Source organism: Streptomyces sp. NPDC048258, from assembly GCF_043201995.1.
Taxonomy (GTDB): domain Bacteria; phylum Actinomycetota; class Actinomycetes; order Streptomycetales; family Streptomycetaceae; genus Streptomyces.
In genome coordinates, this window is record NZ_JBICZH010000009.1 from 181,693 (window position 1) to 201,076 (window position 19,384).

Below are 19,384 nucleotides of genomic sequence, written 5' to 3' on the forward strand. Positions count from 1 at the left end.
TAGCGTTCCATACACAGCCACCGCGTGATGGCCGCCCCCTTTCGATACGACGCCCGTGGAGGGTATTTCCATGGCTACGACAACCCTGCGTGAGCTCAACGGCTTCGATCAGACTCCGGCCTCGCCGGCCGACGCCACGCTGATCCTGGTCGACTACCAGAACACCTACACCCGTGGCGTGATGGAGTTGACGGGATGGCAGCCGGCCCTCGAATCCGCCGCCGCGTTGCTGGCCCGGGCCCGGGAGGCCGGCGCGAAGGTCATCCATGTCGTGAACGACGGCGGCGTGGGAACCCCGTACGACATCCAGACCGAGATCGGCCGGATCCACCCCGACGTGGCTCCCGTGGAGGGCGAACCCGTCGTCGTCAAGACGGTTCCCAACGCGTTCGTCGACACCGACCTGGGCGAGCACGTCGACGCCGCCGGCAACAAGAACGTCATCGTCGTCGGGTTCATGACCCACATGTGTGTGACCTTCACGGCGGAAGGAGCGTTCCTGCGGGGCAACCGGCCCACGGTGGTCGCCGACGCCTGCGCGACCCGGCCTCTGCGGTCGGCGGTCGCCGACCTGACCGCCGAACAGATCCACCACAGTGCGCTCGCGACGATCGCCGATCTGTACGGGGTCGTCGTGCCGTCCGGGTCGTCCATGAGCTGAGCACCGGCAGAACCGGAACAGCTCGTGGGCGTGGCGGCGGCGGTTCCGGCGGCGGCGAGCCGTGATGGGCAATGGGCAAAAGACGCCTGGTGGGGCCCATAACGGCTATGTAATGTCACATCGCATGATGCTCTTACGTCGTGCCGCGACGGCCGCGGTCCTCCTCGCCACCTTCCTTCCGACGGCAATCGCCGCCCCCGCGCACGCGGCTGACGGTTCCTCCTGTTCCACGTCCCCGTCCACCTCCACCTCCGTAGCCCTCGACCCCGAGCAGGCACGGCTCGCCGATCCCCGGACCTCGGCGCTCGTCGAGCGGGGCGGGCTGGCGAGCTTCGTACAGCGCTTTCCCGCCGCGCTGTGCGGCGCCCGGGGACCCGCCGAGGCCGCCCGGCTGCTCGACGTGTGGGGCGAGGCGCTGTGGCAGGCATCCGTACGTCGGGCCCAGGGACGGCGGCCCGGCGGCGATCTCGCGACCGGCGACGACCGGCCGCTGTACTGGGCGCGGCTGGCCATGACCGCCGCACTCGCCCGCTGGGAACCGGGATTCCCGGTCGACCGTCCCGCGCTGCGCGCCCGCTTCGAGGACGCCTCCCGCGGCCTCACGGACAACGGCTTCACCAGCGCGCCGGGCGTACGGCGCGTCTTCATCAGCGGCTTCGACCCCTTCGGGCTCGACACCGAGATCCGCCGCGCCAATCCTTCCGGCTCGGCCGCCCTCCAGCTGAACGGCAGGCGCGTGACCCTCGCCGACGGCAGCGCGGCCGAGATACGCGCGGTCGTCCTCCCCGTGCGGTACGCCGACTTCGACGCCGGCATCGTGGAGCGGGCGTTCACCCCCCGCCTGACGGCCGGCGGTCCCGGATCGGCGGACCTCATCACCACCGTCAGCCAGGGCTACCCCGGCATCTTCACCCTGGAGGCGTGGGCGGGCCGGGCCCGGTCGGCGGATCCCTACCCCGACAACACCGGCTCCCTCTCCGGGGGCACCCGTAGCCACCCGGTGGCCGCCCCCGGCCTCGGCGCGGGCCCCGAGTTCATCCGCACCACGCTGCCCGCGGACGCGGTGACGGACACTGTCCGAACGCCGTACCCGGTGCTGCTGAACACCGCCGTCACCGAGATACCGGCCGGCGGGACGGAGCCGGTCGACCGGGAGGACGGCCCGACCCCCGGGTCGCGGGCCGTGGCTGGCGGTGGGGGCGGCTACCTGTCCAACGAGGTGGCCTACCGCTCCAACCGGCTGCGCGGCGAACTCGCCCCGCGGCTGCCCGGCGGCCATCTGCACACCCCCGTACTCACCGGCCTGCCGACGGATCCGCAGCTGTTGACCGGCCCGGAGTTCGAAGGCAACGAGAGCGCCATCGCCTCGGAGGTCCGCGCGGTCCTCGAACGCGCCGCCGTCCGGCCCTGAGACCGGGGCCGTACTCGCGCCCGCCCCGGAGGCAGCCGCCCACGAGTGACGGGGGGACGACGGTCGTGATCACCCGAAGAGGGTGATCACGGCTCGTCCGGTGAGCGCAGTCCAAGGTGCGGAGGTCGCCGCGGTGCGTGTCCAATGGAGGCTCGCCGGCCCGTACGCCGTGCTCGGCTTCTCGGCCGCCGGTGCGCTGTCGCTCCTGGAGGGACGATGACCCCCGCCGTGGCCCACTCGATCCCCCCTCGACGGCGACGCCTGCGTGCCGGCCTCACCCAGCTGCTCTTCGTGCTGATCGGGCTGGGCCTGGGGCTCGCGGTCCCCCACATCGGCACCGGCCCGGTCACGGCGAGCCAGCCGGTGGTGGACCTGCTGATGGCGGTCGGCCTCGGGTTGCTGGGCGCCACCACCATCATCTTCTCGATGCTGTTCCTGGTGGTGCAGTGGGCGGCGACCACGTTCACTCCGCGCCTGACCCTGTTCCGGGACGCGCCGGTGGTCTGGCGGACCTTCGCCTCGGCCCTCGGCCTGGCCGCATTCTGTGTCACGGCGGCCTTGACCATGGGCACCCGTACGGTGGTCCCGGTGGCCGTACCCGCCATCGCCGGACTGCTGCTGCTCACGATGCTCGTCATGCTGCGGAACCTGCTGCTGAGGGCTTTCGCCTCGATCCAGCTGGGACCGGTCCTCTACTCGGTGACCGAACGGGGCCGCGTCATCCTCGACTCCCTCTACCCGGCGGGCAGCCGGGCGCCCTCCTCGGCGCCCCTGCCCCCGGTCCGCTCGACGGTCACCTGGCCGCACGCTCCGGCCGTGCTGCAGCAGGTCGACGTGAAGCTGCTGCTCGGCGTCGCGCGGGCCGCGGACGCCGTCATCGTGCTGCGTGAGATCCCGGGCGCCACCTTGCGGCACGGAACCGCCCTCGCCGATGTGCACGAGGGGGAGCTCCCGGCCTCCGCCGTACTCCGCGGCCTCGTGGCCGGGGACGAGCGGACCTTCGACCAGGACCCGATGCTCGCCTTCCGGCTGCTCGCCGACATCGCCCTGAGGGCGCTCTCCCCCGCGGTGAACGATCCCGCCACCGCGGTCCAGGCTCTCGACGGCATCGAGGACCTGCTCAGCCGGTCCGCCGGGGCGCGGGGAGGCCCGCGGCACATCGGCGACGCCGACGGCGCGGTACGGGTCGTGGTCCCGCTGCCGGGCTGGGAGGACTTCCTCCGGACCGGCGTGGACGACGTCATCCACGCCGCCATGGGCTCCCCGATGGTGCTGATCCGCGTCCGGACGCTGCTGGGGCGGTTGCGGGCCCGGGTCCACCCTCGCTGTCACGCGCTGCTGGCGCGTCGGCTGACGTGGGTGGAGGACGGCTTGAGCGGCCGCTTCTCCTCGTTGTGGCAGGAGATGAACGAGGCGTCGCCCCCTGCCGGATGAGCCGGTCCTCCCCCGCCGGGTCGCCGCCGGGTCACCTCCGGCTCACCGCCGGGTGTCCGTCCCTTCGGGCGCGTCGGCGGGAGTTCCCAGCCAGCGCGCCGGGAGCGGCTCGTGGACCAGTACGTAGCCCACGGCGATGCCCACCGTGACGACGATGAAGAACCCGATCAGCCACGACAGCAGGACGAAGACCAGCCCGAGGCCGCCGAACTGCTCCAGGCTGTGGTCCACGGCGCGGGGCACGTAGTACCTCGAACCCCAGGTGACCGCCTGCGCCCCGACGGCGACGAGGGTCGCACCGGGCAGCAGCGGCAGCCACGGAACCCTGGCGCCGAGCAGCAGGTGCTGGGTCCACCACCACAGCAGTGTGCCGCTGACCAGCGCGATGACGGCGCCGAGGGCACGGCCGACGCCGAAGGCGTCCTGGATCGGTCCCTGGAAGATCAGGGCGGCCAGCCAGACGGCGAGCCAGGCCACCCACCGCCAGGCGGTGAGCCGGGCTCCGGCCTTGGGCAGGTGCCAGGACCGCTCGCACGTCTTCTGCAGGGCGCGGCTGCACGCGGTGGCGGACAGCAGCGTCACCACGACGCCCACGGCTCCGGTGCTCGCGACGGCCGTGGCGCTGCCGGCGTCGTACACCTCGCGCACCTCGTCCAGCGCGGGGTCCGTTAGGCCCAGGGTCGTGCTGATCGTCGAGATCAGCTGTTGTTGGACCCAGTCGGGGGCGACGGCGCCGATGACGAAGATGGCGGGGATCGCGCCGAGGAAGGCCTGCGCCGCCATCCGGGTGGCGCAGTCCAGCACGTTGACGGCCGTGAGCTGTTCGAGGGTCCGGCCCAGGATCGGCGTGTACTTGCGCATCCAGCCCGGCACGACGAACCGGCGCCGTGGGGCCTGCGGTCCGGGCACGGTGGCGGCTCCTTCCGTGGGCGGCGCCGGCCGGCTGCGGCTACCTCTCCATGAGAAGAATGCGGGAGAGGGGAATGTCCGGCATTTCCGCCGCGCCGGAGGGCGCGCAGGGTGGGACCACCACCATTCGCCCCTGCCCGGGCCGGCCCTTGTCTGGGGGCCGCGCGCGGAAATTATGGGGGCGGAACTCCCATGTGCGTGTCAGGTGCATGGCGTTGACTCGGGCATGCCGATCGGCCGGCCGGTACGGAACCCGACTCCACTCGACCTCCGAGGAGGTGACCCCGATGAGCGTACTCAAGCTCCAGAACCTGCAGCCCGTGGCGACGACCAGCAGCACTGCCGTCCTCAGCATCACGAGCAGCAGCAGCACCTGCTGCGACAGCAAGCCGGTGTAACCCTGACGGCGATCCGTGCGAGGACGCGCTGCGTCCCCGCACGGATCCGCCATTCTCATCAGCCGCTGCCGGCGGCGGCCCCCGGACGAACACAGAGGCTGAGATGCGCAACGAACGATGGGTCTACCGATTCCTCTTCGCCTGGAACGACACGCTGTTCTTCGACCCGCTCGACGTCGACTACGAGCCGAGGGCCGACCACTTCCTCGCCGAACTCGACGAGCGGGTGCGGGCGCGATTCGTCCGCAGCGGCATCTGGTGGAGCCATCGGCACAACCCGGCCCTGCCGGCGCAGGGCTGGAAGATCCACGTGTCGGCGAGTCAGCACAACGTGCGCGAGGTCGCCTCCTCGGTGATCGGACATCTCGTGGCACACGAGATCGACTTCAAGATCGCTCTCGACCTCAACGTGTTCGAGATGCTCAATTCCAAGGCCATGTCCCGGGGCAGCGGCGGCAAGCTCGTCACCGTCTACCCGCGCGACGACGACGAGTTCCGGGCGTGCCTGGCCGACCTGGCCCGCATCCTGGAGGGCGCCGAGGGCGCTTACGTCCTGTCGGACCTGCGGTACCGCGACAACAAGGCGCTCTATTTCCGGTACGGCCAGTTCCTCCCCGCCCACACCGTCGACGTCCTCGGCCGGCGGGTGCCGCACATCGACGGACCGGACGGAGCCGTCCCGGACGACCGGCGCCCCGGTTCCGCACAGCCGTGGTGGGTGCCCTGGCCGTTCACCGACTGGAAGCCCGCCGACGACGGTGAGGAGGACGGCTTGCTCGGGGGCCGGTTCCGGGTGACCGGGGCGCTCCAGTTCTCCAACAGCGGCGGCGTGTACACGGCCGAGGACACGGCGGACGGCGACCGGCCGGTGGTGCTCAAGGAGGCCCGCCCGCACACCAACATCAACCCGCGTCAGGACCACGACGCCGTGGACATCCTCGCCCGGGAGTGGATGTTCCTGAACCGGCTGGCCGACGTCGGCTCGTATCCCGCTCCGATCGCCCTGTTCCAGCACTGGGAGCACCACTACATAGCCGAGGAGTTCATCGACGGCTCCGACATCCGCTCGGTCCTGCTCGAACGCAATCCGCTCGCGCGGCCGGGGTTCGACATCGAGCAGTCGCGGGAGTTCCTGAAGATCTTCATCGCCGTCTTCCGCGGGCTGGCGCGTGCGATCCGGGCCGCCCACGAGCGCCAGGTGATCCTCGGCGACTTCACCCCCGCGAACCTCCTCATCGACCCCGACACCTACGCGGTGACCATCGTCGACCTGGAGGCGTGCCGACTGGCCGGGGGCGGGGGCGGCGAGGCGTCGCTGGAGAAGCCGGTCGAGCTCTTCACACCGGGTTTCAGCCTGTCCCGGAGCCGCTTCGAGGCGTTCGGAACCGAGGGCGACCTGTACGGCCTGGCGAACACCATGGCGTACTTCATCTTCCCGATCGCGGCGATGTCGTACCTGCGCGAGGACGTCCTCGACGCGTACCGGATCTTCATCGACGGTCTGGGCTGGCCGGAGCGGATCCACCGGCTGCTCACCGACCTGGCACAGGCGCGGATCACCCTCGACGAGGTACTCGAAGCCCTGGACGACGAGGAGGAGCTGCTCGGGCAGGTCCGGGACGCACCGCCGCGACCGGTCGTCAAGGAGCGGCTCGGGCTGGTGGAGGCCGAGGCCGGGGTGGCCGCGTTCGTCGGCGCCGTCGCCGACCCCGACCGGGAATCGCTCTTCCCCGTGGACCCGTTCGCGCACGTCACCAACCCGCTGAGCCTCGGCTTCGGGGCGAGCGGCGTCCTGTGGTCGCTGAACGCCTCCGGTGTCCCGATCCGGCCCGAATGGCGTGACTGGCTGCGCGACAAGCTGGCCGGCATGGACGTGGCGGAGTACCCGGACGGCCTCATGAACGGTCTGGCCGGCATCGCCTGGGCGGCCGACTCGCTCGGGCTCCGGACCCAGGCCAGGGAGTTGCTGGCACAGGCCAACCGGCGCGCGCCCAAGACCGGCGACCACACCTTCTACTACGGCCTCTCCGGGCTGGGGATGGCCAATCTGCGCTTCTTCCTGCACGGCCGCGACCCGCGCGATCTCGCCGCCGCGACGGGGTGCGCGCGTGCGCTGTGCGACTCCGCGCACCGTGACGGCGGACAGGCCTACTGGCTGAACGAGTTCGCGACCGAGGAACCGCTGACGGGCCTCGGCTTCGGCCAGGCCGGTGTGGCGATGTTCCTGCTGCGGATGCACCAGGTCACTGGGGAGGAACGCTATCTGCGGCTCGGGCGGGACGCGCTCGCCTGGGAGATGGCCCATGCCAAGCCGCTGGACGCCGATGTCGAGGGCAGCCCGATCATGTTCGAGCACGAAGGGACCATGGAGCCGTACATCGAGGTGGGGTCCGCGGGCGTGGTGCAGGTGCTGCTGCGCTACGGCGACCTCGACTCCGCGCGAACGGTCCTGCGCGGGCTGGACGTCAGGCACTCGGTGCTGCCGGGATACGCCTTCGGCATGAGCGGGGTCGCCGACGCGCTGCTGGACGCGGCCCGGTTCACCGGCGACCGTTCGTACCGCGACACCGCGCTGCGCCAGCTCGACTTCGTCCGGAAGGTGTTCCTGTTCGAACCCGCCGAGCACTTCGCGGTGCCGCGCCGCGACGGGCAGACCCTGCTGGGCGTCCCCGGTGAGGGGCTGCTGCGCTGCTCCACCGACTACCTGACGGGCTCGGCGGGCGTGCTGCGGGTGCTCCACCGCGTGAACAGCGGCGGTCCGGCCGACTTCCTGCTCGACGAGGCGGCCCGGTGAACCAGCTGTGGCGCACCCTGCGGGGTCACCGGGCGCCGTTCGTCGTGATCCTCGCCGCCGAGGCCGCCACCGGCGGGCTCGAAGCCCTGCTGCACCCGCTCCTGCTCAAGGCCCTGTTCGACCAGGCGATCCTGACCGCGGACTTCCGCAGGTTCCTCGTGCTGGGCGCCTGCTACCTGTTGCTCGGCCTGACCCTCAACCTCGCTGGCTACTGGGTCTCCTGGTGGCGCAAGCGGTACGAGAACGCGTTCACGCTGGTGCTGGAGACGGAGCTGCTGGGCCGCACGCTCGGCCTGGACGGCCGCACGGTGTCGGAGGCGGGCAACGCCTCCTACGTCAGCCGCATCCACAACGACGTCTCCGAGGGCGTCCTGCCGGCCGTCGACGTCTGCATCCGCATCGCCCGGCAGACGGTCGCGTCGGTCGTCTTCCTCGGCGTGCTGTTGTACCTGTCCTGGCAGGCCAGCCTCATCCTGCTGGTCATCGTGCCGCCGCTGGTGCTCGTGAGCAACCGGCTGGCCAAGCGGATCGAGGACAACACCGAACCCGAACGCGAGGCGGAGGCGCGGTACATCAACAAGCTGACCCGCACGCTGGAGTCCTTCCACGCGCTGCGCGGCCTGCCGTCGCTGCTGCCCGGCACCCGCGCGGCGAACCAGGACGCGCTGCGCGGATTCCTGGGCATCACCTTCGTCAACTACCGGCTGTCGCTGAAGCAGCGGACCCTCAGCGACCTGGTCATGAACCTGTCGGACACTGCTTCGATGGTCATCGGAGCCTTCTTCGTCTTCTCGGGCAGGATGTCCTTCGGCAGCTTCCTCGCGTTCGTGAACTCGCTGTGGCGGGCCGTCACCGGGATCTTCGACCTCATCAACATGATTCCGCAGGTCCGCCGGAACTCCGCCGTCCTCAAGCGGATCGAGACGCTGCGCGGTTCGCGCCGGGCGCCGTACCACGACGAGGGATCCGTGGTGCTGGTCCGCGGCGCCCGGGTCGGGTACGGCGACGGCGCCGAGGTGTCGATCGACGACTTCGAGCTGCGCGCCGGCGAGCACGTGCTGCTCCGCGGCCCCAACGGCTGCGGGAAGACCACGCTCCTGCACATCATCTCCGGGACGCTCGCCCCCGACGCCGGCGCGGTGATCCTGCCGCCCCGGGTGGTGAGCCTGACCAGTCCGGTGAACCTGCCGCCGCTGCCGGTGCGCGAACTGGTCGCCGACGAGCGAGTGCGCACCTCGATGGGCCTGGACGCCCTGGCCGCCCAGCTGCCCTCGGAGCTGTCGTCCGGCCAGCGCCAACGTGTCGGGGTCGCCGCGCTCCTGTGCGAGGACGCGGACGTGTACCTCGCCGACGAGCCGTTCTCGAACCTCGACGAGAACGGCAGGGACCTGGTGCTCCGCACCTTGCGGGAGCGGACCGAGGGCCGCGCCCTGCTCGTCGTGCACCACGGGGACGAGGATCTCGACGGCCGCTTCGACCGGGTGGCGACCTTGGCGGGGACGCCCGCGCTGTCCTAGACGGGTCGCATGACCAGGTCGCGGGCGGCCGAGGCGAAGGCCGACCGGTTGGGGTGGCCGGTCTTCTGGAGGAGGCTCGCCACGTGCTTCTCCACGGTGCGCGGCGAGATGTGCAACCGGCCGGCGATGTCCTTGTTGCCGATCCGCTCGGCGAGCAGCCGGGCCACCTCGAACTCGCGGACGGTGATGCCGCACCGGCGCAGGTCCGGCGGCACCTGCTCGGTGCCCGTGCGCCGTTGCCGGACCGGCGCGCCCATCCCGCGGAGCAGGGCCCGGCAGGCGCCGACGACCGCCGGGAGGCCGGCGCCGTGGAAGTACTCCTCCGCCTCGCGCAACCAGTCGACCGGCGCGCCCCACCCGTCCTCGTACGCCGACCGCGCGACCAGACGCAGACACAGGTGGCGCGCCACGGGGTAGAGCTCGGCCGCCTCCAGCGCCCCGGCCGCGGCGGCCGTCGCCTCGCCGGAGCGGCCCTCGCGGCCCAGCAGTACGGCGTGTGCCAGGCCGGTGAACTGGCGGTTCCAGCGGGTACCGCTGACGTCGGCCTCCACCACGCCCGTGTAGTGCCGTCGGCCCATGCGCCCGGCCAGCACCCCCAGCAGCAGGATGACGCCGTGCTTGCCGAACTCGCCGGTCGCCGGATTCTCCGCGTCGTACGCGAGGGCCTGTGCGAACTCCTGCTCGGCGGCGTCGTGTCTCTCCTCCAGCAGTGAACAGAACGCCCGCGCCAGCCCGTACGCCATGGACCGCAGGCCCGGCGCGGCGTCGATGAGCGGGGCCAGCAGCTCCAGCGCCTCCTGCATCTCGGCGCGCCGGCCCTGGTGGGCGCAGCGCACCGCGTCGGCCAGCCGCAGCAGGGACTGGGCCCGGCCCAGCCGCAGCCGCGTCGCTTCGGCCAGTCCCTCGTGGATCCGGTCCCGGGCCGCCTCGAACGCGCCGCGCTGGATCTGGTCCAGGGCGAGGACGAAACCGGTCTCCTGCGCCAGGGGCAGTACGCCCATCCGCAGGGCCTCCTGCCGGGCCTGCTCGACCCGGGCGGACCGGCCGTCGCGCCGTGCCGCGATCCTGGCCAGGTACGTCTCGGCGGACACCCTGAGTACGGGGAGCCGGCGCGCGTGGGCGATCGCACAGGCACGCGTGAAGTGTGCCGTCGCGGTCGGCTCGTCCCGCTCCCAGGCCAGTTCCCCGAGCACCAGCAGAGCTCTGCAGGCCACGTCCGGCAGACCGGCGCGCTGGGCCGCGTCCGCCGCCCGGCGGGCGAACCCGGCTGCGGTGGCCAGCCGGTCGGGCGCGAACCGGCTCAGCTCCACGTGCGCCGCGGCGAGGTCCACGAGGGCGGCGTGGGCGGGCGCCGGGCTGCCGCCGAGCAGCCAGCGGGCGATGTCGACGTGGCGGTGGGCTTCCGCCGGCCGCCCCATCAGGGTGGCGATGTCGGCGAGTCGTGCGTGGAGCCCGGCCCGGCGCTGCGCGGGTACGCCGTGGTCGCCGCCCAGGGCTTCCAGGCCGGCAGCCAGCGCCGGTACCCGGTCGAACCGGGCCGAGCAGGTGACGGCGTCGAGCAGTTGCTCCAGCACCGTGGCGTGCGGTTCGGGTGCGGTACCCGGGTCGACGAGTCGGTGTGCCCGGGTCAGCAGCGCCACCGCCCGTTCCACCGAGCCCTCGGTCATCGCCCGCCCCGCCGCCTCGCAGTACAGGCGGATGGCCTCCGGGGTGTCGCCCGCGTGCCCGTACAGCCCGGCGGCGTGCGCGCACCACGCTCCGGGCAGCCCCGGGTGCAGCTCGGCCAGGGCGCGCGCCGCCCTCGTCGCGTACCCGGCGCGCTCACCCGGTCCGAGGTCGTCCAGCAGGGCCCGCGCGACCAGCCGGTGCCGGAACGCGTACCAGTGCGCGCTCGACCCGTCCGGCACGATCAGGTACGACGCGGCCCCCGCGCGCAGGATCGCGGACAGCTCTCTGTGGTGACAGCCGAGCGCGTGCTGCAGCACCGGCAGCGGGAAGCGCTGCCCGAACAGGGCGGCCATGCCCAGGAATTCCACGCCGGGCGGGCCGAGCTGCTCGGCCCGGCGCCGGACGCTGTCCGCGACGGAGGCGGGGACGGCGAGGGGGACGGTCCGCGTCCGGCTCGTCCGGCTGCCGCCGACGGCGCCGCCGTCCATCGGGCCGTGGTCCTGGACGAGCTCCTTGACCACGAACGGGATCCCGGCGCTGCCGCCCAGCACGCGCTCGACGAGCTCGGGGCCGACCTCGGCCGGGGCGAGTCCCAGCTCGGCCGCGACGAGGTCGTGCACGTCGGCGCGGCCGAGGGGGCGCAGGTCGAGGATCGCCGCCGCCCCGCGCTGGCGGGCCCGCGCGGCCAGCTCGGTCGCCACGCAGGATTCGCGCCCCGCGGTGAGCAGGAGCACGGCGGGCTGTTGCCCGATGTTGTCCAGCAGGTACTCGACGACGGCGAGCGTCCCGGCGTCGGCGTCGTGCAGGTCGTCGAGGACGAGCAGGCAGCCCCGCCGGTGTCCGATGACGGCGATCAGGCGCAGCACCGCCTCGGCGACCACGAGGTGTGACGCGGCGGCGCCTCCCGGGCCCCCGGTGTCGGCCAGCAGGCGTGCGACGACCGGCCCGTAGCGGCCCAGCTCGGCCGGGTCCGGCAGCAGGCCGGCACGGGCCAGCGAGAGCAGCGCTTCGACCAGCGGCCGGTACGGGACGGGCGAGCCCACTGTGCTCGCCCGCCCCTGCGCCGTGACCATGTCCGCCTCCCCCGCGGCGGCGACGGCCTCGGCGGCGAGCCGGGTCTTGCCGACGCCCGGCTCGCCGGTGACGAAGACCGCTCCGCCCCGCCCCGACCGGGCGGCGGCCAGCGAGGCTGCCACCTCCCCCATCTCGGCTTCCCGGCCGAGGAGTTCCCCCCGTCCCGGTTGACGGCCGTCGGGGCCCGTCGCGGTGCGGAACACGTCGTCCGTCAAGGTCGGCCAGAAGTCGGACACCGGCTCATCCCCCCACCCCCGGCGGGCCTTCCCCGACGCCGCCGGGGACGACGATAGGGAGGGGGCGGTCCTTGCCGACAGCCGCCCGTTTGGGGGGCTTGCGCCGGGTGGTCAGCCCCCTTCGAGGCTGTCCTCGCGTACCCGCCGGGCCAGGTCCACCTTGGTGTGCGTGGGGCGGCCCGCCTGCTGGTACTTGGCCTTGACCCGGTCCAGGTAGTCCTTGGCCGTGTAGACCGTGATGCCCGCGCGCCGGGCGGCGGACTTCAGGGTCAGCCCCGAGGCGTAGTCGAGCAGGATCTGCCGCTCCCGGGGGGAGAGCCGGGGACGGGCGGGACCGTTGTCGTGCGCGCAGGCGAAGGCGAGTTCCACGGAGTGGGCGCCCCGGCCCGCCGCGACGTCCTTGATCGCGGCGACCAGGGTCGGCAGGTCGTTGTCCTTGGTCAGGTAGCCGTCGGCGCCCGCCCGGACCGACTCGATGATCCGGGAGCGGTCCGGGACGGTACTGATCATCAGGACCCGGCTTCCGGAACGCAACAGCCGCCGGATGTTGTCGGCGGGGGCGGAGGCGTCGCGCAGCGCGAGGTCGAGGAGGACCACGTCGGGCGGGTCGTACGCCGACCCGCCCGGCCCGTACGGGGGTTCCGTGTCCGGCGTCCCGAGCAGCTCCCCGACGGTGGCCGCGGTCGCCACCAGCCGCAGCTCCGGGACCCCGCCCAGCCAGGCCCGCATGCCGTCGAGGAGCATCCGGTCGTCGTCGACCACCGCGACGGCGATCACCCGGGCCATCTCAGCTCCACCCTTACCCCTTCGCCGGGGGCGGTGTCCACGGTCGCCCGGCCGCCCACCTCCGCCATCCGGCCGCGGACCGAACCGCGCAGCCCGAGGCCGGGCACGCACCGCTCGGGGTCGAAACCGGGACCCTGGTCGACGACGGTGACGACCGCTCCCCCACGCCCGTCGGTGTCCCCGGTCGCGGTGAGGTAGGCGTGCCCGGTGCCCGCGTGCCGCCGTACGTTGTTGAGGGCCTCGCGCGCCGCGTCCCCGAACGCGGCGGCGACCTCGGGCGGCACCTTCGGCAGGTCGTGGTACTGGGCGGTGACCCGCAGTTGCAGGCTCTCCACGGACCCGACCGCCTCCTCCAAGGCGGCACCGATCTCCCGGTGGTGGACCTCGTCGGCGGTCTGCTGGATCAGCCGGCGCAGGTACGCGGCCTCGCGGGCGCACCGCTCCCTCACCTCGGGGGCGTTGGCGTCGACCCCGCCGGCCGCGAGGGTGGTCAGCGTGGCGAGGACGGTGTCGTGCAGCGCCCGGTGGTGCTCCAGCCGCTCGGCGTAGCGCGCCTTGTGCGCCTCGGCGGCCAGCGCACGGGCGTTGGCCTCGTCGAGGAGACGTCCCTGGCGGCGCAGGTACCACCAGAAGACCCAGACCATCACGGCCGAGGACAGCAGCGAGCTGATGTGGCCGACGACGATCGCGGGGTTCGCGTTCACCGCCCGGTAGCCGAGGAAGTGGGTCACCACGAGGAGCGCGATGGCGGCGAGGGCGTGGGACCGTTCGAGGGCGATGGCCGCGACGGCGCTCGCCGACCCGCCGAGCAGCATCGCCCAGGCGAGCAGGGCGGGCTCCCGTACACCGCCCCACGCGATGAGGGCGTACGGCAGCGCGCACCCGACGACCAGGACGTCCGCCCAGACGTGCCGCCGGTCGAACCAGCCTCGCCTCCGGGCCGTGCCGTAGCCCAGCGCGCTCAGCCCCAGGGCAGTGGCGAGCCCCACGTACTGCAGGGGAAGGTCCCGCTGGCGCTGGGCCACCGCGAGGACGCCGACGGTCAGATGGCTCGCCCGGTAGAGCGAGGTGGCCACGATCATGAAGGACTGGGCGCGCTGCAGTCCCGACCCCACTTCCGTCGTCCCCCGCCGTACCCGTAACCGCCGTATCGGTAAGGAACCCACCGCCACAACCACGCCTCCCCGAACCGGGGCACCGCAGGACCCCGGAGTCATCCCGTGCGAAACGGTGTGGGGGGCCACGCTGCCCACAAATGGTCACTGACGTCACGCATTGTGCCCCAGCATGTACATGCGGAGAGTGGTATCCGGAAACCGCTTCAGGCGGTCCGGGAGCCGAGCGCCGCCACCGCGGCGAGCATCCGGTCCCAGAACAGGCCGGCCTCCACGGCCACCGCGACCTGCGCGTTTTCCGGTAGATCCAGGGACCGGTGGAGGTCGACGACCGTCGCCCCGCGCGTGTACTGCCCGCGCAGCTCCACGACCACGCCCGCCGGGACGCAGCGCACGATGTCCGGATCGATGACGCGGGCGACGGCGACCGGGTCGTGCAGCGGCGGACTCGGGAAGCCCCACAGCCGGCGGTAGGTGGAGGCGAAGAAGGTCATCAACTCGGCGCAGACGCGCCCGAGATCCGTACCGAGCCCTTCGAAACGCGCCAGCACCTCGGGGGTGGCGAGCGCCTGGTGGGTCGCGTTGAGGCCGCACATGGTGATCGGCACACCGCTGCGGAAGACGATGTCCGCGGCCTCGGGGTCGGTCCGGATGTTGAACTCGGCGGCCGGGGTCCGGTTGCCGCGCTCGGTGGAACCGCCCATGAGGACGATCTCGCGGATGTGCGGGACCACGTCCGGATACCGGGTCAGCAGCAGGGCGATGTTGGTCAGGGGCGCGGTCGGTACGAGGGTGACGGGCTCCGGATGCGTGGTCAGGATCCGGTGGATGAGGTCCACCGCGTGTCCGGGGACCGCGTCCACGGTGGGTTCGGGGAACCGCGGCCCGTCCAGGCCCGATTCTCCGTGGACGTCGTCGGCGACCACCAGCGGCTGGAGCAGCGGGCGGTCGCAGCCTGCCGCGATGGGCACGCCGGTGATGCCCGCGACCGTACAGACGCGGCGCGCGTTCAAGGTCGTCTTGGCGAGCGTCTGGTTGCCGGCGACCGTGGTGATCGCGAGCAGGTCGACCGCGGGATCGCCCGCCGCCAGCATGATCGCGAGGGCGTCGTCGTGGCCGGGATCGCAGTCGATGATGATCGGAACGGGCACGCTCACTCCTCGACATCTCGGGCATTCGAGCCACCAGTCTGCCCGTTCGCCCCGCGCCGCGTACTCCGGTCGATCTTCGCGGGTCTTTTGCCGATCCGGCTGCGTCGCGGCGGGGCGGCCTCGTAGCGTCGGGCAGGAGGTGGCCGCCTAGGCCGCTCCCCCGACAGGACACGGAGGGCAGAGGTGACCGCTCCCGGCTTACCGGACGGTGAGGGACAGGCCACGATCGTCCAGAACGTCTACGCCTTCGGCGGGTTCGCGTACGGTGCGATCCACGCGGACGTGCACGTGTACGGCGACGGCCGGCCGGTGTACCTCCTGACGGAGCACCAGCCGCCGGCCGGGGAACCCGACCCCGCGTGGGCCGGGCAGCCCAGTCGGCTGCTCAACGCGGGCAACGCGGTCGTGCCCTTCACCGGCCGCGAGGCCGAACTGCGCGAGCTGGCCGACTGGCGCGACGGCGGCGACGGGGGCCTGGCGGTCCGCTGGCTGCACGGCCCCGGCGGGCGGGGCAAGACCCGGTTGGCCGATGAGCTGGCCGCGACCTCCGCCCGGCGCGGCTGGAAGACGATCGTCGCCCGGCACGGCGGCGCGGTGGTCCCGGAGTCCGGGGGCAGCCATGACGGCCGCGTCGGGGACCGCCGCGGGCTCCTGGTCCTGGTGGACTACGCCGACCGCTGGCCCCTGCGGGACCTGGCCTGGCTGTTCGCGAACAGCGTGCTCGGCGGCGGCTCCGGGCGGCGGACACCGGTGCGCGTGCTGCTGCTGGCCCGCACCGCCCACGCGTGGCCCGCGGTGAAGTCGATGATCGGCGACCGGGCCGCGACCTCGGACCGGGAGCTGGCGGCCCTGCCCGGAGACCCCGGCGGACGGGAGTACGTGTTCGCCGCCGCCCGTGCCAGGTTCTCCGAGCTGTACCGGCGGCCCGACGCCGCCACGGCCCCCTCGTCCCTCCCTCTGGAACACCCCGCCTTCGGGCTCACCCTCACCGTGCACATGGCCGCCCTGGTCGCCGTCGACGCGCACGTCCACGGCCGCAGGCCACCGCATGACACGGCCGGCCTGTCGGCCTATCTGCTGGAACGGGAACACGAGCACTGGAGACGGCTGTACGAGAACGCCGCGGCCGGGCTGGACTTCCGTACCTCACCGGACGACATGGCGAGCGTGGCGTTCGTCGCCTCCCTGACCGGGGCGTCGACCTGGGAGGACGGTGCGGCGGCGCTGGAGCGGGCCGCCGTGGCCACCGCGCCCGGGACCGTACGGTCCCTGCTGCGCGACCACGCGCGCTGCTACCCGCCACTCGACCCGCAGAGCGTGCTCGAACCGCTCTATCCCGACCGGCTGGCCGAGGACTTCCTGGCCCTGACCGTGCCGGGCCACGCTGTCACCGGATACCGCGCGGACCCCTGGGCGACGGGGGTTGCGAAGGCGCTGCTGACCTCGCCCGGCACCGCCGCGTGCGCCCCGCGCGCCGTCACCCTGCTGGCCTCGGCGGCCGACCGGTGGCCCCACCTCGGCGAGAAGGTCCTCTTCCCCCTGCTGCGGGAGAGGGCGGACATAGCCATCGACGCCGGCAGCGCCGCACTGGTGGCCGTCGCCGGTATCGACGGGGCGGACAGGGACGTCCTCAGGGCCATCGAAGCCGCCGCGTTCGCCAAGGTGGGCGTGCTGCCGCACATCAACCTCGACGCCGGCCTCGCCGCCGTCGCCATGCGCTTCGCCGCCCTCACCGAGCCCGGCTCCACCGACGCCGAACGGGCCCGGCTGTACCGGCACCTGGAGATGAAACTGCGCAACGCCGGGCGGCGGGCGGAGGCCCTGGACTACGCACAGCGGGCAGCGGACCTCTACGGCGAACTGGCCCGGGCCGACCCGGAGACCCACTCGCGCGATCTGGCGGGGACGCTGTCCGCCCTCGCGATCGATCTGGCGCACGCCGGGCGGCACGAGGATGCCCTGGACCACTCCCAAAAGGCCGTCGACCGCTACGGCGCACTGGCCCGGGCCGACCCCGAGGCACACCTGCCGCTCCTGGCCGAGGCGCTGGCCAATCACGCGAACAGGCTGGTGCACGCCGGGCGTCGGGCGGAGGCTCAGGACGCCTCCCAGCGCGCCGTCGACTTGTTGGAGACGCTGTCGCGCGACGCCCCGGAGACCTACCGCACGTCGCTGGCGGGGGCACTGGCCAACCACGCCACCCTGCTGGCGGAAGCCGGACGGCACGAGGAGGCCCGGAACCACTCCAGGCGGGCCGGCGACCACTACTGGACCCTGGCCGAGGCCGATCCGGAGGCCTACTGGCCCATGATGACCCGGTTGTTGTACAACGACTCGATCCGGCTGTCGTCCGCCGGGCATCCGTCGGAAGCCGTGGAAAGCTCTGAACTGGCCGTCGAGAACTTCCGCATGCTGGCCGAGACCAGCCACGCCTACCTGCCCGACCTGGCCGAGGCACTGACCACCCACGTGGGCCACCTGTGGAAGGCCGGGAAGCGCGGGTCGGAGTCCTTGGAGTGGTCCCGACGCGCCATCGAGGTGTGGCACAAGGCGGCGGAGGGCGCCGCAGACCCCGGCATCCACCTGCCCGGCCTGGCGGTGGCACAGCGCAACCACGCGGGAGACCTGGCACGAGCCGGGAGGCGGGCGCAGGCCCTGGACCACTCCCGATGGGCCGTCGACCTGTGCGAGGAGCTGGTCCAGGCCGACCGCGATGCCCATCTCCCCGGCCTGGCCCGTGCCCTGACGGGTTTCGCGCTGGTCAGGAGCGAACTGGACACCGATCTCGACCACGCGCTCGTGGCGGCCGCCCGGGCGGCCTTGATCTACCGCGATCTCTCCGAGCACGATCCGGAGGAGTTCACCGACGACCTGCTCGGCGGCTACGACATCTTCGCCGACCTGCTGGCGCGGCTCGGCCGTACCGACGAAGCGAGCGAGTACCGAATCCGCGCCGCCAAGCAGCGGGCTAAGGCGGGAGGCGGGGGCCCGCGCGAGACCGAGGAGCTCGAACGGGTCTTCCGGGCCGAGGCCGAAGCCGGTCACGTACCCGCGATGATCGACCTCGGGTACCTGTTGGCGAAGGCCGAGCGGCTGGAGGAGGCCGAGCCGTGGTACCGGCGCGCCGCCGAAACGGGCCACCCCACGGGCATCGCCCTGCTGGCCGGAACCCTGCTGCTCATGGACCGGGCCGATGAAGCCGAGTCGTGGCTGGAGCGGTCCGCCCGGGCAGGCGACGTCAGGGCCATGGGCCGGCTCGGCGAACAACTGGCGAGGACCGGCCGGAAGGGCCAGGCCGAGCCCTGGCTGCGGCGGGCCGCCGACGCGGGTGAGGTCGCCGCCCTGTACGAGCTCGGCGTCCTGCTGGAATCCACCCGCCGGGCGGACGAAGCCGAGCAGTGGTTCCGGCGCGCCGCCGAGGCGGGCCACCTCCGGGCCGCCAGCGCCTTGGGCGTCATCCTGTACGAGGGCAACCGGGCGGGAGAGGCCGAGCAGTTCCTGCGGCGCGCGGCCGAAGCCGGTGACGCGGCCTCGATGAGCAACCTCGGCACCCTGCTGTACCGGGGCGGCCGGATGGAGGAGGCCGAGCAGTGGTACCGGCGTGCCGTCGACGCCGGGTTCGACCGCGCCCTGTACGACATCGCCGTCCTGCTGGAGAACACCGGGCGGGCGGACGAGGCCGAGCAGTGGTACCGGCGCGCCGCCGAAACCGGTCATCTCCTCGCCACCGCCGCCCTGGCCACCCGGCTGTGCGAGAGCGGCAGGCTGCAGGAGGCCGAACCGTGGCTGCGGCGCGCCGCCGATGCCGGGAACGCCGGCTCGATGATCAACCTGGGGCTCCTGCTGGACAGGACCGGCCGGTCCGGGGAGGCCGAGTCGTGGCTGCGGCGCGCGGTCGAAGCCGGGGAGGTCAAGGCCGCGGGCCCGCTCGGCGGCCTGCTCTGCGAGGCCGGCCGGCTGCGCGAGGCCGAACCGTGGCTGCGGCGCGCGGGAGACGCGGGCGACGTCAACTCCATGGTCAACCTGGGCTTGGTGCTGCTGCGCACCGGCCGGCGGGGAGAGGCCGAGGAGTGGTACCGGCGCGCCGCGGCCGCGGGCGACACGGACGCCGTCGAGGTGCTCCGCGGCCCGCTGTTCGCGACAGGCCGGGCCACCGGGCCCAAGACTCGGAGGCGTTGGGGAATCCGCCGGCCCGACTGAAGCCCTTACCCGCGCCGGATCCGGACGGTG

General features: G+C 73.0%; 12 protein-coding genes. 7 read left to right on the forward strand and 5 right to left on the reverse strand.

Features of this window, described 5'->3' with window-relative positions; all coding sequences use genetic code 11:
• Window positions 1–70: 70 nt before the first annotated feature.
• The 3 genes from ACGFYQ_RS21735 (at window position 71) to ACGFYQ_RS21745 (ending at window position 3,506) form a co-directional block, all read left to right on the forward strand.
• The gene (locus tag ACGFYQ_RS21735; RefSeq protein WP_393746258.1) at window positions 71–661 is read left to right on the forward strand and encodes a cysteine hydrolase family protein; all 591 of its coding nucleotides are present in this window, start codon (window positions 71–73) and stop codon (window positions 659–661) included.
• A 124-nt stretch (window positions 662–785) separates the two neighbouring features.
• The gene (locus ACGFYQ_RS21740; protein ID WP_393746260.1) at window positions 786–2,072 is read left to right on the forward strand and encodes a pyroglutamyl peptidase; all 1,287 of its coding nucleotides are present in this window, start codon (window positions 786–788) and stop codon (window positions 2,070–2,072) included.
• A gap of 216 nt (window positions 2,073–2,288) precedes the next feature.
• A complete protein-coding gene (locus ACGFYQ_RS21745) occupies window positions 2,289–3,506 on the forward strand; it encodes a DUF2254 family protein (protein WP_393746262.1) in 1,218 nt (405 codons plus the stop codon).
• A gap of 42 nt (window positions 3,507–3,548) precedes the next feature.
• On the opposite strand, the gene ACGFYQ_RS21750 is transcribed toward ACGFYQ_RS21745, so the two are convergent.
• Window positions 3,549–4,415: a YhjD/YihY/BrkB family envelope integrity protein gene (locus tag ACGFYQ_RS21750; RefSeq protein ID WP_393746264.1), complete on the reverse strand. Its 867-nt coding sequence runs from the start codon at window positions 4,413–4,415 to the stop codon at window positions 3,549–3,551.
• A 287-nt stretch (window positions 4,416–4,702) separates the two neighbouring features.
• Between ACGFYQ_RS21750 and ACGFYQ_RS21755 the strand changes: the two genes are divergently transcribed.
• The 3 genes from ACGFYQ_RS21755 to ACGFYQ_RS21765 all read left to right on the forward strand — a co-directional run bounded on the left by ACGFYQ_RS21755 (window position 4,703) and on the right by ACGFYQ_RS21765 (window position 9,124).
• A complete protein-coding gene (locus tag ACGFYQ_RS21755; protein ID WP_393746266.1) occupies window positions 4,703–4,813 on the forward strand; it encodes a class III lanthipeptide in 111 nt (36 codons plus the stop codon).
• Window positions 4,814–4,916: 103 nt separating this feature from the next.
• A complete protein-coding gene (lanKC, locus tag ACGFYQ_RS21760; RefSeq protein WP_393746268.1) occupies window positions 4,917–7,607 on the forward strand; it encodes a class III lanthionine synthetase LanKC in 2,691 nt (896 codons plus the stop codon).
• Window positions 7,604–9,124: an ATP-binding cassette domain-containing protein gene (locus ACGFYQ_RS21765; protein ID WP_393746270.1), complete on the forward strand. Its 1,521-nt coding sequence runs from the start codon at window positions 7,604–7,606 to the stop codon at window positions 9,122–9,124. The genes lanKC and ACGFYQ_RS21765 overlap by 4 nt, the downstream gene beginning before the upstream one ends.
• Here the strand turns inward: ACGFYQ_RS21765 and ACGFYQ_RS21770 are convergent.
• The 4 genes from ACGFYQ_RS21770 to ACGFYQ_RS21785 all read right to left on the reverse strand — a co-directional run bounded on the left by ACGFYQ_RS21770 (window position 9,121) and on the right by ACGFYQ_RS21785 (window position 15,154).
• Window positions 9,121–12,102, reverse strand: coding sequence for an AAA family ATPase (locus tag ACGFYQ_RS21770; protein ID WP_393746272.1), 2,982 nt, complete (start codon window positions 12,100–12,102; stop codon window positions 9,121–9,123). The two genes, ACGFYQ_RS21765 and ACGFYQ_RS21770, sit on opposite strands and share 4 nt — an antisense overlap.
• 111 nt (window positions 12,103–12,213) lie before the next feature.
• Window positions 12,214–12,888: a response regulator gene (locus tag ACGFYQ_RS21775; protein ID WP_393746274.1), complete on the reverse strand. Its 675-nt coding sequence runs from the start codon at window positions 12,886–12,888 to the stop codon at window positions 12,214–12,216.
• The gene (locus ACGFYQ_RS21780; protein WP_393746276.1) at window positions 12,876–14,003 is read right to left on the reverse strand and encodes a sensor histidine kinase; all 1,128 of its coding nucleotides are present in this window, start codon (window positions 14,001–14,003) and stop codon (window positions 12,876–12,878) included. Before ACGFYQ_RS21780 ends, ACGFYQ_RS21775 begins: the two co-directional genes overlap by 13 nt.
• 206 nt (window positions 14,004–14,209) lie before the next feature.
• Window positions 14,210–15,154, reverse strand: a complete 945-nt coding sequence (locus ACGFYQ_RS21785) for a nucleoside hydrolase (RefSeq protein WP_393746278.1) — start codon at window positions 15,152–15,154, stop codon at window positions 14,210–14,212.
• 183 nt (window positions 15,155–15,337) lie between these two features.
• On the opposite strand from ACGFYQ_RS21785, the gene ACGFYQ_RS21790 reads away from it, so the two are divergent.
• Window positions 15,338–19,354, forward strand: a complete 4,017-nt coding sequence (locus ACGFYQ_RS21790; protein WP_393746280.1) for a tetratricopeptide repeat protein — start codon at window positions 15,338–15,340, stop codon at window positions 19,352–19,354.
• The last annotated feature ends 30 nt before the right edge of the window (window positions 19,355–19,384 follow it).

Excerpts from the sequence above, each read along its gene's own strand:
- ACGFYQ_RS21775 (WP_393746274.1), bottom strand. The coding sequence starts at position 12,888 with ATGGCCCGGGTGATCGCCGTCGCGGTGGTCGACGACGACCGGATGCTC.
- ACGFYQ_RS21755 (WP_393746266.1), top strand. The coding sequence starts at position 4,703 with ATGAGCGTACTCAAGCTCCAGAACCTGCAGCCCGTGGCGACGACCAGC.
- ACGFYQ_RS21740 (WP_393746260.1), top strand. The coding sequence starts at position 786 with ATGATGCTCTTACGTCGTGCCGCGACGGCCGCGGTCCTCCTCGCCACC.
- ACGFYQ_RS21735 (WP_393746258.1), top strand. The coding sequence starts at position 71 with ATGGCTACGACAACCCTGCGTGAGCTCAACGGCTTCGATCAGACTCCG.
- ACGFYQ_RS21745 (WP_393746262.1), top strand. The coding sequence starts at position 2,289 with ATGACCCCCGCCGTGGCCCACTCGATCCCCCCTCGACGGCGACGCCTG.
- lanKC (WP_393746268.1), top strand. The coding sequence starts at position 4,917 with ATGCGCAACGAACGATGGGTCTACCGATTCCTCTTCGCCTGGAACGAC.